Origin of the sequence: Salmonella sp. SAL03688 (assembly GCF_046551895.1) — a bacterium.
In the GTDB taxonomy this organism is placed as follows: Bacteria; Pseudomonadota; Gammaproteobacteria; order Enterobacterales; family Enterobacteriaceae; genus Salmonella; species Salmonella enterica.
The window spans coordinates 103,060-118,030 of sequence record NZ_JBGDVI010000012.1 but is presented as its reverse complement, the minus strand read 5'-3'; the positions used below and the strand labels follow the sequence as shown (position 1 = coordinate 118,030).

18 protein-coding genes are annotated in these 14,971 nt (G+C 58.2%); all 18 read left to right on the top strand.

Annotation, left to right across the window (positions count from 1 at the left end; all coding sequences use genetic code 11):
- Positions 1-5: 5 nt before the first annotated feature.
- Positions 6-1,670 carry a propanediol dehydratase large subunit PduC gene (gene pduC, locus ACLJR2_RS14040; protein ID WP_001256920.1) on the top strand — a complete coding sequence of 555 codons (1,665 nt, stop codon included), beginning with the start codon at positions 6-8 and terminating at the stop codon, positions 1,668-1,670.
- A gap of 10 nt (positions 1,671-1,680) precedes the next feature.
- Positions 1,681-2,355 (top strand): propanediol dehydratase medium subunit PduD, encoded by a 675-nt coding sequence (gene pduD / locus ACLJR2_RS14035; protein WP_000405048.1) that lies wholly within the window; start codon positions 1,681-1,683, stop codon positions 2,353-2,355.
- A 14-nt stretch (positions 2,356-2,369) separates the two neighbouring features.
- Entirely contained in the window at positions 2,370-2,891 is a 522-nt protein-coding gene (gene pduE, locus ACLJR2_RS14030; RefSeq protein WP_001090602.1) for a propanediol dehydratase small subunit PduE, read from the top strand.
- Between the two features lie 205 nt (positions 2,892-3,096).
- The gene (gene pduG, locus ACLJR2_RS14025; RefSeq protein WP_001268899.1) at positions 3,097-4,929 is read left to right on the top strand and encodes a propanediol dehydratase reactivase alpha subunit PduG; all 1,833 of its coding nucleotides are present in this window, start codon (positions 3,097-3,099) and stop codon (positions 4,927-4,929) included.
- Positions 4,919-5,269 carry a propanediol dehydratase reactivase beta subunit PduH gene (pduH, locus tag ACLJR2_RS14020; protein WP_000377966.1) on the top strand — a complete coding sequence of 117 codons (351 nt, stop codon included), beginning with the start codon at positions 4,919-4,921 and terminating at the stop codon, positions 5,267-5,269. The genes pduG and pduH overlap by 11 nt, the downstream gene beginning before the upstream one ends.
- Before the next feature lie 18 nt (positions 5,270-5,287).
- A complete protein-coding gene (gene pduJ, locus ACLJR2_RS14015; RefSeq protein WP_001057755.1) occupies positions 5,288-5,563 on the top strand; it encodes a propanediol utilization microcompartment protein PduJ in 276 nt (91 codons plus the stop codon).
- Positions 5,564-5,566: 3 nt separating this feature from the next.
- Entirely contained in the window at positions 5,567-6,049 is a 483-nt protein-coding gene (gene pduK, locus ACLJR2_RS14010) for a propanediol utilization microcompartment protein PduK (RefSeq protein WP_001284389.1), read from the top strand.
- Entirely contained in the window at positions 6,049-6,681 is a 633-nt protein-coding gene (locus ACLJR2_RS14005; protein WP_000356733.1) for a phosphate propanoyltransferase, read from the top strand. Before pduK ends, ACLJR2_RS14005 begins: the two co-directional genes overlap by 1 nt.
- Complete coding sequence (gene pduM, locus ACLJR2_RS14000; protein WP_001012975.1) at positions 6,678-7,169, top strand: propanediol utilization microcompartment protein PduM; 492 nt, start codon at positions 6,678-6,680, stop codon at positions 7,167-7,169. The genes ACLJR2_RS14005 and pduM overlap by 4 nt, the downstream gene beginning before the upstream one ends.
- A 3-nt stretch (positions 7,170-7,172) precedes the next feature.
- On the top strand, positions 7,173-7,448 hold the full coding sequence (gene pduN / locus ACLJR2_RS13995) for a propanediol utilization microcompartment protein PduN (RefSeq protein ID WP_000549825.1): 276 nt from the start codon (positions 7,173-7,175) through the stop codon (positions 7,446-7,448).
- A 9-nt stretch (positions 7,449-7,457) separates the two neighbouring features.
- A complete protein-coding gene (gene pduO, locus ACLJR2_RS13990; protein WP_001029486.1) occupies positions 7,458-8,468 on the top strand; it encodes a two-domain cob(I)yrinic acid a,c-diamide adenosyltransferase PduO in 1,011 nt (336 codons plus the stop codon).
- Positions 8,465-9,859: a CoA-acylating propionaldehyde dehydrogenase PduP gene (gene pduP / locus ACLJR2_RS13985; protein WP_001097678.1), complete on the top strand. Its 1,395-nt coding sequence runs from the start codon at positions 8,465-8,467 to the stop codon at positions 9,857-9,859. Before pduO ends, pduP begins: the two co-directional genes overlap by 4 nt.
- An 11-nt stretch (positions 9,860-9,870) precedes the next feature.
- On the top strand, positions 9,871-10,983 hold the full coding sequence (pduQ, locus tag ACLJR2_RS13980) for a 1-propanol dehydrogenase PduQ (RefSeq protein ID WP_001091455.1): 1,113 nt from the start codon (positions 9,871-9,873) through the stop codon (positions 10,981-10,983).
- Positions 10,980-12,335 carry a cobalamin reductase PduS gene (pduS, locus tag ACLJR2_RS13975; protein WP_000108590.1) on the top strand — a complete coding sequence of 452 codons (1,356 nt, stop codon included), beginning with the start codon at positions 10,980-10,982 and terminating at the stop codon, positions 12,333-12,335. The genes pduQ and pduS overlap by 4 nt, the downstream gene beginning before the upstream one ends.
- Positions 12,336-12,337: 2 nt before the next feature.
- Positions 12,338-12,892, top strand: a complete 555-nt coding sequence (pduT, locus tag ACLJR2_RS13970; RefSeq protein WP_000075777.1) for a propanediol utilization microcompartment protein PduT — start codon at positions 12,338-12,340, stop codon at positions 12,890-12,892.
- The gene (gene pduU / locus ACLJR2_RS13965; protein ID WP_000441100.1) at positions 12,892-13,242 is read left to right on the top strand and encodes a propanediol utilization microcompartment protein PduU; all 351 of its coding nucleotides are present in this window, start codon (positions 12,892-12,894) and stop codon (positions 13,240-13,242) included. The genes pduT and pduU overlap by 1 nt, the downstream gene beginning before the upstream one ends.
- Positions 13,243-13,246: 4 nt before the next feature.
- Positions 13,247-13,699, top strand: coding sequence for a propanediol utilization protein PduV (gene pduV, locus ACLJR2_RS13960; protein ID WP_000826279.1), 453 nt, complete (start codon positions 13,247-13,249; stop codon positions 13,697-13,699).
- Positions 13,684-14,898 (top strand): propanediol utilization propionate kinase PduW, encoded by a 1,215-nt coding sequence (gene pduW, locus ACLJR2_RS13955; RefSeq protein ID WP_001533725.1) that lies wholly within the window; start codon positions 13,684-13,686, stop codon positions 14,896-14,898. Before pduV ends, pduW begins: the two co-directional genes overlap by 16 nt.
- The last annotated feature ends 73 nt before the right edge of the window (positions 14,899-14,971 follow it).

Genomic DNA, 14,971 nt, shown 5'->3' with positions numbered 1-14,971 from the left:
GATTCATGAGATCGAAAAGATTTGAAGCACTGGCGAAACGCCCTGTGAATCAGGACGGCTTTGTTAAGGAGTGGATCGAAGAAGGCTTTATCTCAATGGAAAGCCCGAACGACCCAAAACCGTCGATAAAAATCGTTAACGGCGCGGTAACCGAGCTGGACGGAAAACCGGTTAGCGAATTCGACCTGATCGACCACTTTATCGCCCGCTACGGCATCAACCTGAACCGCGCCGAAGAAGTGATGGCGATGGATTCGGTCAAGCTTGCCAATATGCTGTGCGATCCTAACGTCAAGCGCAGCGAAATCGTTCCGCTGACCACCGCCATGACCCCGGCGAAAATTGTTGAAGTGGTTTCGCATATGAACGTGGTTGAGATGATGATGGCGATGCAGAAAATGCGCGCCCGCCGCACGCCATCTCAGCAGGCGCACGTCACCAACGTTAAAGACAACCCGGTGCAAATTGCCGCCGATGCCGCCGAAGGCGCATGGCGCGGGTTTGACGAACAAGAAACCACGGTTGCGGTAGCGCGCTACGCGCCGTTCAACGCCATCGCGCTGTTGGTCGGTTCTCAGGTAGGTCGTCCGGGCGTACTGACGCAGTGCTCCCTGGAAGAAGCCACCGAGCTGAAGCTCGGCATGCTGGGCCACACCTGCTACGCCGAAACCATCTCCGTTTACGGCACCGAGCCGGTCTTCACCGATGGTGACGATACGCCATGGTCGAAAGGCTTCTTAGCCTCTTCCTACGCCTCTCGCGGCCTGAAAATGCGCTTCACCTCCGGTTCCGGCTCCGAAGTGCAGATGGGCTACGCCGAAGGCAAATCCATGCTGTATCTGGAAGCGCGCTGCATCTATATCACCAAAGCCGCGGGCGTTCAGGGGCTGCAAAACGGCTCCGTAAGCTGTATCGGCGTACCGTCTGCCGTGCCGTCAGGCATTCGTGCCGTGCTGGCGGAAAACCTGATCTGCTCGTCGCTGGATCTGGAATGCGCTTCCAGTAACGACCAGACCTTCACCCACTCCGATATGCGTCGTACCGCGCGCCTGCTGATGCAGTTCCTGCCGGGTACCGACTTTATCTCCTCTGGTTATTCCGCGGTGCCGAACTACGACAACATGTTCGCCGGTTCCAACGAAGATGCGGAAGACTTTGACGACTACAACGTTATCCAGCGTGACCTGAAAGTGGACGGTGGTCTGCGCCCGGTTCGCGAAGAGGACGTTATCGCCATCCGTAACAAAGCCGCCCGCGCGCTGCAGGCCGTGTTTGCCGGAATGGGACTACCGCCGATTACCGATGAAGAAGTTGAAGCCGCGACCTATGCCCACGGTTCGAAAGATATGCCGGAGCGTAACATCGTCGAAGACATCAAGTTCGCCCAGGAAATCATCAATAAAAACCGCAACGGTCTGGAAGTCGTTAAAGCGCTGGCGCAGGGCGGGTTTACCGACGTGGCCCAGGACATGCTCAACATCCAGAAAGCCAAGCTAACCGGCGACTATTTGCACACCTCCGCCATTATCGTCGGCGACGGACAAGTGCTCTCTGCGGTTAATGACGTCAATGACTATGCCGGTCCGGCAACAGGTTATCGCCTGCAGGGAGAACGCTGGGAAGAGATTAAAAACATCCCTGGCGCTCTTGATCCCAACGAGATTGATTAAGGGGTGAGAAATGGAAATTAATGAAAAATTGCTGCGCCAGATAATTGAAGACGTGCTCCGCGATATGAAGGGCAGCGATAAACCCGTCTCGTTTAATGCGCCTGCGGCATCCACAGCACCACAGACCGCTGCGCCTGCGGGCGACGGCTTTCTGACCGAAGTGGGCGAAGCGCGCCAGGGCACTCAGCAGGACGAAGTCATTATCGCCGTCGGCCCGGCATTTGGCTTGGCGCAAACCGTCAATATCGTGGGCTTACCGCATAAGAGCATTCTGCGCGAAGTCATTGCCGGTATTGAAGAAGAAGGCATCAAGGCGCGCGTGATTCGCTGCTTTAAATCTTCCGACGTGGCGTTCGTCGCCGTTGAAGGTAACCGCCTGAGCGGATCCGGCATCTCCATCGGCATCCAGTCGAAAGGTACTACGGTTATCCACCAGCAGGGGCTACCGCCGCTCTCCAACCTGGAGCTGTTCCCGCAGGCACCGCTGCTGACGCTGGAAACCTACCGTCAGATTGGTAAAAACGCCGCCCGTTATGCGAAACGCGAATCACCGCAGCCGGTCCCTACGCTGAATGACCAGATGGCACGTCCGAAGTACCAGGCAAAGTCGGCCATTTTGCACATTAAAGAGACCAAGTACGTCGTGACGGGCAAAAACCCGCAGGAACTGCGCGTGGCGCTTTGATAAAGGATAACTCCATGAATACCGACGCAATTGAATCGATGGTTCGGGACGTATTGAGCCGCATGAACAGCCTGCAGGGCGATGCGCCAGCCGCGGCTTCGGCGGCAGGCGGTACGTCCCGCAGCGCAAAGGTCAGCGACTACCCGCTGGCGAACAAACACCCGGAATGGGTGAAAACCGCCACCAATAAAACGCTGGACGACTTTACGCTGGAAAACGTGCTGAGCAATAAAGTCACCGCTCAGGATATGCGTATTACCCCGGAAACCCTGCGCTTACAGGCGTCTATCGCCAAAGATGCGGGCCGCGACCGGCTGGCGATGAACTTCGAACGCGCCGCCGAACTGACCGCGGTACCGGACGATCGCATTCTTGAAATCTACAACGCCCTTCGTCCGTATCGTTCAACGAAAGAAGAGCTGCTCGCTATCGCCGACGATCTCGAAAACCGCTATCAGGCAAAGATTTGCGCAGCTTTCGTTCGTGAAGCGGCAGGGCTGTACGTTGAGCGTAAAAAACTCAAAGGCGACGATTAGCTTTCTCTAAGTAATTCGAGATGCATTGAGGCGGCAAGTGAGTGACAAATTCGTCTGGAACGAATTTGAACAGCCATAGGCTGGCTTTAGTGAGGGACAGGGATGTCCCTCATAACCCCGATGAGCTTACTGTAGTAAGTGATTCGGGTGAAAGAACGCAGCCAACAAAAAGGCAGTTTGAAGTACGACGAGAAAAGGATATACGATGCGATATATAGCTGGCATTGACATCGGGAACTCATCAACGGAAGTCGCCCTGGCGACTCTGAATGAGGCTGGTGCGCTGACAATCACACACAGCGCGCTGGCGGAAACCACCGGGATCAAAGGCACGTTGCGTAACGTGTTCGGCATTCAGGAAGCGCTCGCCCTCGTCGCAAAGCGCGCAGGGATCAATGTCAGCGATATTTCGCTCATCCGCATTAACGAAGCCACGCCGGTGATTGGCGATGTGGCGATGGAAACCATTACCGAAACCATCATCACCGAATCGACAATGATTGGCCATAACCCAAAAACGCCGGGCGGAGTAGGCCTTGGTGTGGGTATCACGATTACGCCGGAGGAGCTGTTAACCCGCCCGGCGGACTCGTCCTATATACTGGTGGTATCGTCAGCCTTTGATTTTGCCGATATCGCCAATGTTATCAACGCCTCAATGCGCGCCGGATACCAGATTACCGGCGTCATTTTGCAGCGCGACGATGGCGTACTGGTCAGCAACCGGCTGGAAAAATCGCTACCGATTGTCGATGAAGTTCTGTACATCGACCGCATTCCGCTGGGGATGCTGGCGGCGATTGAAGTCGCCGTGCCGGGAAAGGTTATCGAAACCCTCTCCAACCCTTACGGCATCGCCACCGTATTTAATCTCAACGCCGATGAGACGAAAAACATCGTCCCGATGGCGCGCGCGCTGATTGGCAACCGTTCCGCCGTGGTGGTTAAAACGCCATCCGGCGACGTCAAAGCGCGCGCAATACCCGCCGGTAACCTGGAGCTGCAGGCTCAGGGTCGTACCGTGCGCGTGGATGTTGCCGCCGGTGCCGAAGCTATCATGAAAGCGGTGGACGGCTGCGGCAAGCTCGACAACGTCACCGGCGAGGCCGGGACCAATATCGGCGGCATGCTGGAGCACGTACGCCAGACCATGGCCGAGCTAACCAATAAGCCCAGCAGCGAGATTTTCATTCAGGATCTTCTGGCCGTTGACACCTCGGTTCCGGTGAGCGTCACCGGCGGTCTGGCCGGGGAGTTCTCGCTGGAGCAGGCCGTCGGCATCGCCTCGATGGTGAAATCAGACCGTCTGCAAATGGCGATGATTGCCCGTGAAATTGAGCAGAAGCTTAATATCGACGTGCAGATCGGCGGCGCTGAGGCTGAAGCCGCCATTCTCGGCGCGCTGACCACGCCGGGTACCACCCGACCGCTGGCGATCCTCGACCTCGGCGCGGGCTCCACCGATGCCTCCATCATCAACCCTAAAGGCGAAATCATCGCCACCCATCTCGCCGGAGCAGGCGACATGGTCACGATGATTATTGCCCGCGAACTGGGGCTGGAAGACCGCTATCTGGCGGAAGAGATCAAAAAATACCCGCTGGCGAAGGTCGAAAGCCTGTTCCACTTACGCCACGAGGACGGCAGCGTCCAGTTCTTCCCGACGCCGCTGCCTCCTGCGGTGTTCGCCCGCGTCTGCGTGGTGAAACCGGACGAACTGGTGCCGCTTCCCGGCGACTTAGCGCTGGAAAAAGTGCGCGCCATTCGCCGCAGCGCTAAAGAACGCGTCTTTGTCACCAACGCCCTGCGCGCGCTGCGTCAGGTCAGTCCAACCGGCAACATTCGCGATATTCCGTTCGTGGTGCTGGTCGGCGGCTCGTCGCTGGATTTCGAAGTTCCGCAGCTGGTTACCGATGCGCTGGCGCACTACCGCCTGGTCGCCGGGCGGGGAAATATTCGCGGCAGCGAAGGCCCAAGAAACGCGGTGGCCACCGGCCTGATTCTCTCCTGGCACAAGGAATTTGCATATGGACAGTAATCACAGCGCCCCGGCCATCGTCATTACCGTTATCAACGACTGCGCCAGCCTCTGGCACGAAGTGCTGCTGGGTATCGAAGAGGAAGGCATCCCTTTCCTGCTTCAGCATCACCCGGCTGGAGATGTCGTTGACAGCGCCTGGCAGGCGGCGCGCAGCTCGCCGCTGCTGGTCGGCATTGCCTGCGATCGACACTCGCTGGTCGTGCATTACAAGAATTTACCCGCATCGGCGCCGCTTTTTACGCTGATGCATCATCAGGACAGTCAGGCCCATCGTAATACCGGTAATAACGCGGCACGGCTGGTCAAAGGGATCCCTTTCCGGGATCTCCATGTTTAATCACAGGAGAACGGCAGTATGAATAACGCACTGGGACTGGTTGAAACAAAAGGGCTGGTCGGCGCCATTGAAGCCGCCGATGCAATGGTTAAATCCGCCAACGTACAGCTGGTGGGCTACGAAAAAATTGGTTCTGGCCTGGTTACCGTCATGGTTCGCGGCGATGTCGGCGCGGTTAAAGCAGCCGTAGATGCCGGCAGCGCGGCGGCAAGCGTCGTGGGTGAAGTGAAATCCTGCCACGTTATCCCGCGTCCGCACAGCGATGTTGAGGCCATTTTACCGAAATCAGCCTAATCGATGGCAAATAAGGAGCACCGCGTGAAGCAATCACTGGGATTACTTGAAGTTTGTGGTCTGGCACTGGCTATCAGCTGCGCCGATATCATGGCGAAATCCGCTTCTATCACGCTGCTCGCCCTCGAAAAGACCAATGGTTCAGGCTGGATGGTGATTAAAATTACCGGTGATGTGGCCTCCGTTCAGGCGGCTATCACCACCGGTGCGCATTTCGCCGAACAGCGGAGTGGCCTGGTGGCCCACAAGGTTATCGCCAGGCCCGGAGAAGGGATCCTGCTCGCAGAGACACCCCCACCCTCCGTCATTGAACCTGAGCCTGAAGAGTCAGAGATAGCTGATGTCGTTTCTGAAGCGACAGCAGAAGAGGCCCCGCAGGAATCAGAACTGGTCAGTTGCAACCTGTGTCTGGATCCAAAATGTCCTCGCCAGAAGGGCGAACCTCGCACGCTTTGCATTCATCCCGGTAAGCGAGGTGAAGCGTAATGGATAAAGAGCTTCTGCAATCAACGGTCAGTAAAGTTCTTGATGAGATGCGCCAGCGGCCTATCCCGCTGGGCGTCTCAAACCGTCATATCCACCTGTCCGCACAGGATTATGAGCGGCTGTTTCCCGGCCATCCCATCAGCGAGAAAAAAGCGCTGCTGCAGCCGGGACAATACGCCGCGGAGCAAACCGTCACCCTGGTGGGACCGAAAGGGCAGCTCAAAAATGTGCGCCTGCTCGGCCCGCTGCGCTCGGTAAGCCAGGTGGAAATTTCGCGTACCGATGCGAGAACGCTGGGGATTGCCGCGCCGCTGAGAATGTCCGGCAACCTGAAGGGGACGCCGGGCATCCGCCTGGTCAGCCCCTTTGCTGAACTGGAGCTGCCTTCCGGGGTTATCGTCGCGCAGCGGCATATCCATATGTCGCCGCTTGATGCGCTGATCCTGCGGGTTTCCCACGGCGATATGGTTTCAGTGGCGATTGAAGGCGACGATCGCGGGCTGATTTTCAACAACGTGGCGATTCGCGTTTCACCGGACATGCGCCTCGAAATGCACATTGATACCGATGAAGCCAACGCCGCTGGTGCCGATAACCCGCAGGCCTTTGCCCGGCTGGTAGGCCCGCGATGAACGGCGAAACTCTGCAGCGCATTGTCGAGGAGATTGTCTCCCGGCTGCAGCGCCGTGTCCAGAGCACGGCGACGCTGAGCGTTACGCAACTTCGCGATGCCGACTGTCCAGCACTGTTCTGTCAGCACGCGTCGCTGCGCATCCTGCTCGTCGACCTGCCGCTGCTGGGTCAGCTTGCGGATGCAGAAACCGACGATGCCGCAGCCCGAAAAATTCACGACGCGCTGGCGTTTGGCATCCGCGTACAGCTCAGCCTGCACAGCCAGTTGCTGCCAGTTATCCCGGTAAAAAAACTGGCTCGTCTGCCGCTGGTATTCACCGACGAGCACGGACTGCCGCTGGTTCTGCATGCGGGTTCGGTGCTGAGCTATCGCGATGTCGCGCTGCTAAGCCGGGGGCGTGTGGTTGTCCACCGCAAATGCATCGTGACCGCCATGGCGCGTGACGCGGCCAATGCGCGGAATATTCAATTAATTAAGCAGGAGTAAATCATGCATCTGGCACGAGTCACGGGCGCGGTTGTCTCCACGCAAAAATCACCTTCTTTGATTGGGAAAAAGCTGCTGCTGGTGCGTCGGGTCAGCGCCGATGGCGAACTCCCCGCATCGCCTACCTCCGGCGATGAAGTGGCCGTGGACTCCGTCGGCGCGGGCGTCGGCGAACTGGTTTTGCTCAGCGGCGGCTCCAGCGCCAGGCACGTTTTTTCCGGGCCAAATGAGGCCATCGACCTCGCCGTTGTCGGCATTGTAGATACGCTTTCGCGTTAAGGGGCGGTTATGGCGATTTATACCCGAACAGGTGACGCTGGCACCACATCACTGTTTACCGGCCAGCGGGTGAGCAAAACCCACCCGCGGGTTGAAGCCTACGGCACGCTGGATGAGCTGAACGCCGCGCTGAGCCTGTGCGCCTGCGCCGCTGCGGATGAAAATCACCGCACCTTACTCGAGGCCATCCAGCAGCAACTTTTTTGGTTTAGCGCAGAGCTGGCCAGCGACAGCGAGCAGCCGTCGCCCAAACAGCGCTACATCAGCAGCGAAGAGATTTCGGCTCTGGAAGCCGCTATCGATCGGGCAATGGCCCGCGTCGAACCGCTGCACAGCTTTATTTTACCCGGACGCTGCGAAGCCGCGAGCCGCTTACATTTTGCCCGCACGCTGGCGCGCCGCGCCGAACGCCGTCTGGTTGAACTGGCAACTGAAGTCAACGTACGCCAGGTGCTGATGCGCTACATCAACCGCTTATCGGACTGCCTGTACGCCCTGGCCCGCGCGGAAGATAGCGATGCGCACCAGGCCAACATCATCCGTGAAGTTAGCAAGCGCTATCTGGCTGCCAGCCAGCCGACCCGCAGCAAGGAGACAACGCCCGTGGCCCTCTCATTCCACGATCTGCACCAGCTCACCCGCGCCGCCGTTGAACGCGCGCAGCAACTGCAGGTTCCGGTAGTCGTCAGCATCGTTGACGCGCACGGCACGGAAACTGTGACCTGGCGGATGCCGGACGCCCTGCTGGTCAGCAGCGAACTGGCGCCGAAAAAGGCATGGACCGCAGTGGCAATGAAAACGGCGACCCATGAGCTGAGCGATGTTGTTCAGCCAGGCGCGGCGCTTTATGGCCTGGAAAGTCATTTACAGGGAAAAGTGGTCACCTTTGGCGGCGGTTACGCCCTGTGGCGCGACGGCATATTAATTGGGGGTCTTGGCATCAGCGGCGGCAGCGTTGAGCAGGACATGGACATAGCACAGACCGCCATCGCGGCTATTAACGTGGGAACTCATCAATGAATACTTCTGAACTCGAAACCCTGATTCGCACCATTCTTAGCGAGCAATTAACCACGCCGGCGCAAACGCCGGCCCAGCCTCAGGGCAAAGGGATTTTCCAGTCTGTGAGCGAGGCCATCGATGCCGCGCACCAGGCGTTCTTACGTTATCAGCAGTGCCCGCTAAAAACCCGCAGCGCCATTATCAGCGCGATGCGTCAGGAGCTGACGCCGCTACTGGCGACCCTGGCGGAAGAGAGTGCCAATGAAACGGGGATGGGCAACAAAGAAGATAAATTCCTCAAAAACAAGGCTGCGCTGGACAACACGCCGGGCGTAGAAGATCTCACCACCACCGCGCTGACCGGCGACGGCGGCATGGTACTCTTTGAATACTCGCCGTTTGGCGTCATCGGTTCAGTCGCCCCAAGCACCAACCCGACGGAAACCATCATCAACAACAGCATCAGCATGCTGGCGGCGGGCAACAGCGTCTACTTTAGCCCGCATCCGGGGGCGAAAAAGGTCTCTCTGAAGCTGATTAGCCTGATTGAAGAGATTGCCTTCCGCTGCTGCGGCATCCGCAATCTGGTGGTGACTGTAGCTGAACCCACCTTCGAAGCGACCCAGCAGATGATGGCCCACCCGCGAATCGCGGTACTGGCTATTACCGGTGGCCCGGGCATTGTGGCAATGGGCATGAAGAGCGGTAAGAAGGTGATTGGCGCTGGCGCGGGTAACCCGCCCTGCATCGTCGATGAAACAGCGGACCTGGTGAAAGCGGCAGAAGATATCATCAACGGCGCGTCATTCGATTATAACCTGCCCTGCATTGCCGAGAAGAGCCTGATCGTAGTGGAGAGCGTCGCCGAGCGTCTGGTGCAGCAAATGCAAACCTTCGGCGCGCTGCTGCTAAGCCCTGCCGATACCGACAAACTCCGCGCCGTCTGCCTGCCTGAAGGCCAGGCGAATAAAAAACTGGTCGGCAAGAGCCCATCGGCCATGCTGGAAGCCGCCGGGATCGCTGTCCCTGCAAAAGCGCCGCGTCTGCTGATTGCGCTGGTTAGCGCTGACGATCCGTGGGTCACCAGCGAACAGCTGATGCCGATGCTGCCGGTGGTAAAAGTCAGCGATTTCGATAGCGCGCTGGCGCTGGCCCTGAAGGTTGAAGAGGGGCTGCATCATACCGCCATTATGCACTCGCAGAACGTGTCGCGCCTGAACCTCGCGGCCCGCACCCTGCAAACCTCGATATTCGTCAAAAACGGCCCCTCTTATGCCGGGATCGGCGTCGGCGGCGAAGGCTTTACCACCTTTACTATTGCCACGCCAACCGGTGAAGGGACCACGTCAGCGCGTACTTTTGCCCGCTCCCGGCGCTGCGTACTGACCAACGGCTTTTCTATTCGCTAACCGAGGTCGCGATGAATACCTTCTCACTACAAACGCGGTTGTACAGCGGTCAGGGCAGCCTGGCGGTGCTCAAGCGCTTTACCAATAAGCACATCTGGATAATCTGCGATGGCTTTCTGGCTCGCTCTCCGCTGCTGGATACCCTGCGTAACGCGCTGCCCGCAGATAACCGCATCAGCGTCTTTAGCGAGATAACGCCGGACCCCACCATCCACACAGTGGTTCAGGGCATTGCGCAAATGCAGGCTCTGCAACCGCAGGTGGTGATCGGTTTTGGCGGCGGCTCGGCAATGGACGCGGCGAAAGCGATTGTCTGGTTTAGCCAGCAGAGCGGGATCAACATCGAAACCTGCGTGGCGATCCCGACCACCAGCGGCACCGGTTCGGAAGTGACCAGCGCCTGCGTAATTAGCGACCCGGATAAAGGCATCAAGTATCCGCTGTTCAACAATGCGCTGTATCCGGATATGGCGATCCTCGACCCGGAGCTGGTGGTCAGCGTACCGCCGCAGATTACCGCCAACACCGGCATGGACGTGCTGACCCACGCCCTGGAAGCGTGGGTTTCACCGCACGCCAGCGACTTTACCGACGCGCTGGCGGAAAAGGCCGCCAAACTGGTGTTCCAGTATCTGCCCACGGCGGTGGAAAAAGGCGACTGCGTAGCGACGCGCGGGAAAATGCACAATGCCTCAACGCTCGCCGGGATGGCATTCAGCCAGGCGGGACTGGGTCTTAACCACGCGATAGCTCACCAGCTCGGCGGACAGTTCCATCTGCCGCACGGGCTGGCCAATGCGCTGCTGCTCACGACGGTGATCCGCTTTAACGCGGGTGACCCGCGCGCCGCCAAACGCTACGCGCGGATGGCCAAAGCCTGCGGCTTTTGCCCGGCAGAAGCCAATGACGTTGCGGCGATCAATGCGCTGATTCAGCAAATCGAACTGCTTAAGCAACGCTGTGCCCTTCCCTCACTGGCCGTTGCGCTTAAAGAAGGAAGATCCGACTTTTCCGCACGCATTCCGGCGATGGTGCAGGCTGCGCTGGCTGACGTTACGCTGCGCACTAACCCGCGCCCGGCCAATGCCGAAGCCATTCGGGAACTGCTGGAGGAACTGCTATGAGTACCACCGTCAACGTCGTTGAAATGTCTTATAGCGCTGATGAAATTCGCGAGCGCGTTCGCGCAGCGGGCGTTGTCGGCGCGGGCGGCGCAGGTTTTCCCGCTCACGTCAAACTACAGGCGCAGGTAGAGATTTTTCTGGTGAACGCCGCCGAGTGTGAACCGATGCTCAAAGTTGACCAGCAACTGATGTGGCAGCAGGCCGCGCGTCTTGTTCGCGGCGTGCAGTACGCGATGACGGCAACCGGCGCGCGCGAAGGGGTGATAGCCCTGAAAGAAAAATACCGCCGGGCCATCGACGCGCTCACCCCGCAGCTGCCAGCCGGTATCCGCCTGCATATCCTGCCGGATGTTTATCCTGCGGGTGATGAGGTGCTGACTATCTGGATGGCAACCGGCCGCCGGGTCGCCCCGGCTGCGCTACCGGCCAGCGTCGGCGTGGTCGTCAATAACGTGCAAACGGTGCTGAATATTGCCCGGGCGGTCGAGCAGCAGTTTCCGGTCACTCGTCGCACGTTGACCGTGAACGGCGCGGTCGCCAGACCGTTGACCGTTACCGTTCCTATCGGCATGTCACTGCATGAAGTGCTGGCGCTGGCGGGCGACGCAACGGTCGACGACCCTGGTTTTATTAACGGCGGCCCGATGATGGGTGGCCTGATTACCTCTCTTGATAACCCGGTGACGAAAACTACCGGCGGCCTGCTGGTGCTCCCAAAAAGCCATCCGCTTATCCAGCGGAGAATGCAGGACGAGCGCACGGTGCTTTCCGTGGCGCGCACCGTCTGCGAACAGTGCCGACTGTGTACCGATCTCTGTCCGCGACACCTGATCGGCCACGAACTCTCTCCGCACCTGCTGGTGCGGGCGGTGAACTTTCACCAGGCCGCCACGCCGCCGCTGCTGCTGAGCGCCCTTACCTGCTCGGAATGCAACGTTTGTGAAAGCGTGGCCTGCCCGGTGGGGATCTCGCCGATGCGCATCAACCGCATGTTAAAACGCGAGCTGCGGGCGCAAAACCAGCGCTACAAAGGGCCGCTGAATCCGTCCGACGAAATGGCGAAATATCGCCTGGTGCCGGTGAAGCGGCTGATCGCCAAACTGGGACTAAGCCCCTGGTACCAGGAAGCACCGCTGGTTGAAGAAGAGCCGTCAGTAGAAAAAGTCACTTTGCAGCTGCGCCAGCATATTGGTGCCAGCGCAGTACCGACTGTTGCCGTCGGCGAGCGCGTGACGCGCGGGCAATGCGTTGCCGATGTCCCGGCAGGTGCATTAGGTGCGCCGATTCACGCCAGCATCGACGGCGTTGTATCGGCCATCAGCGAACAGGCCATCACGGTTGTAAGAGGTTAACCATGTCTCAGGCTATAGGAATTTTAGAACTCACCAGCATCGCCAAAGGCATGGAGCTTGGTGATGCCATGCTGAAAAGCGCCAACGTTAATCTGCTGGTCAGTAAGACCATCTGCCCAGGTAAGTTTTTACTGATGCTGGGCGGCGATATCGGCGCTATCCAGCAGGCCATTGAAACCGGTACGTCGCAGGCCGGCGAGATGCTCGTCGACAGCCTGGTGCTGGCCAATATTCATCCCAGCGTACTTCCGGCCATCAGCGGCCTGAACAGCGTCGATAAGCGCCAGGCGGTAGGTATCGTCGAAACCTGGAGCGTAGCGGCCTGCATTAGCGCCGCAGACCGGGCGGTAAAAGGCTCAAACGTCACCCTGGTGCGGGTGCATATGGCCTTCGGCATCGGCGGTAAATGCTACATGGTGGTGGCGGGCGACGTTTCTGACGTCAATAACGCCGTGACGGTTGCCAGCGAAAGCGCGGGCGAGAAAGGGTTGCTGGTTTACCGCTCGGTGATCCCGCGCCCGCATGAAGCCATGTGGCGACAGATGGTGGAGGGATAATGGAAAGACAACCGACAACGGATCGCATGATTCAGGAATACGTGCCGGGGAAACAGGTCACTCTCGCGCACCTGATTGCTAATCCAGGGAAAGATCTCTTTAAGAAGCTGGGCCTGCCGGATGCAGTGTCCGCCATTGGCATCCTTACCATCACGCCGAGCGAAGCGTCGATTATCGCCTGCGATATCGCCACCAAATCCGGCGCGGTGGAGATTGGGTTTCTTGACCGCTTTACCGGCGCGGTGGTGCTGACCGGCGACGTTTCTGCTGTGGAATATGCCCTCAAGCAGGTAACGCGCACGCTGGGCGAAATGATGCAGTTCACCACCTGCTCGATCACCCGGACGTAACGTCATGAAGCGTTTGATGTTTATCGGCCCCAGCCAGTGCGGGAAAACCTCGCTAACCCAAAGCCTGCGCGGCGAAGCGCTCCATTATAAGAAAACCCAGGCGATTGAATGGTCGCCGATGGCCATCGACACGCCGGGCGAGTACCTGGAGAACCGCTGCCTGTATAGCGCCCTGCTAACCAGCGCCTGCGAGGCCGACGTTATCGCCCTGGTGCTGAACGCCGACGCCCAGTGGTCGCCCTTTTCTCCGGGGTTTACCGCCCCGATGAACCGCCCGACGATTGGCCTGGTCACCAAGGCCAATCTCGCCGAGCCGCAGCGTATTTCGCTGGTTGCGGAATGGCTTACGCAGGCTGGCGCCCGGCAGATTTTTATTACCAGCGCGTTGAATAATTCGGGTCTCGACGCCGTGCTGGATTTTCTGAATTCGAAGGAACCTTTATGTCTTACAAAATAATGGCCATTAACGCCGGCAGCTCATCGTTAAAATTCCAGCTGCTGGAGATGCCGCAGGGCGACATGCTCTGTCAGGGGCTGATTGAGCGTATCGGTATGGCGGATGCGCAGGTGACAATTAAGACGCACAGCCAAAAATGGCTGGAAACCGTCCCCGTTGCCGATCATCGCGATGCGGTAACGCTGCTTCTGGAAAAGCTGCTGGGTTATCAAATCATTAACAGTCTGCGGGACATTGACGGGGTGGGCCATCGTGTGGCGCACGGCGGTGAATTTTTTAAAGACTCGACGCTGGTCACGGATGAAACGTTAGCGCAAATCGAACGTCTTGCTGAACTGGCCCCGCTTCACAACCCGGTAAACGCGTTGGGTATTCACGTTTTTCGTCAACTGTTGCCTGATGCCCCTTCCGTAGCCGTGTTTGATACGGCATTTCACCAGACGCTGGATGAACCCGCCTATATTTACCCGCTTCCCTGGCATTATTACGCGGAACTGGGGATTCGCCGTTATGGCTTTCATGGCACCAGCCATAAGTATGTCAGCGGCGTTCTGGCGGAAAAGCTGGGCGTACCACTCAGCGCATTACGGGTGATTTGTTGTCATCTTGGAAACGGTAGCAGCATCTGCGCCATCAAGAACGGGCGTTCGGTCAATACGTCGATGGGCTTTACGCCGCAGTCAGGCGTGATGATGGGCACCCGTAGCGGAGATATTGATCCCTCTATTCTGCCGTGGATAGCCCAGCGCGAAAGCAAAACGCCGCAACAGTTGAATCAGTTATTAAATAATGAGTCAGGCTTGCTGGGCGTTTCTGGCGTGTCGTCTGATTACCGCGATGTCGAACAGGCAGCCAATACCGGTAACCGGCAGGCTAAACTCGCTCTCACTCTGTTTGCCGAACGCATTCGCGCCACCATTGGCAGCTATATTATGCAAATGGGAGGACTGGATGCGCTGGTATTCACTGGGGGCATTGGCGAGAACTCAGCGCGCGCCAGATCGGCGGTTTGCCATAATTTGCAATTTTTGGGCTTAGCCGTTGATGAAGAGAAAAATCAGCGTAATGCGACATTTATCCAGACGGAGAACGCCCTGGTGAAAGTCGCCGTCATCAACACCAACGAAGAGTTAATGATCGCACAAGACGTTATGCGCATTGCGCTACCGGCCACGGAAGGGCTTTGTGTACCAGCCTGAGAGGGTTAAACGACGCATTGCGGCAAGTCATGGTAATAATGCTTTTACCATGACACTATGCGCGCACACTATT